Below are 237 nucleotides of genomic sequence, written 5' to 3'. Positions count from 1 at the left end.
AGTACCATCGGCGCTAAAGAGCTTAACTTCCGTGTTCGGAATGGGAACGGGTGGCTGCTCTTTGCTATGACCGCCGTAAAATCTGTATCAATTTGTTTGGGGTAGGGGAGTATTACTTTATTTCCCCAGCCCGAGTATATTATAGATTTCGTCCCTAAAGGTGTGGTTGCTCTTGTTTGTTATGGCCTTCATATCTTTAGCATTTTTTTTGTTGTGGTATAGTATTACTATTTTTTT

General features: G+C 40.5%; 1 rRNA gene. It reads right to left on the bottom strand.

Annotated elements, in window-relative coordinates:
• Positions 1-78 (bottom strand): 5S ribosomal RNA (gene rrf / locus FCL47_RS24270); the annotation flags it as partial.
• Between the last annotated feature and the right edge of the window lie 159 nt (positions 79-237).

The sequence above is a fragment of the Desulfopila sp. IMCC35006 genome (genome assembly GCF_005116645.1).
Lineage (GTDB): Bacteria > Desulfobacterota > Desulfobulbia > Desulfobulbales > Desulfocapsaceae > Desulforhopalus_A.
Note: the sequence above shows the minus strand (reverse complement) of the source record. Positions and strands in the feature narration are given on the sequence as shown.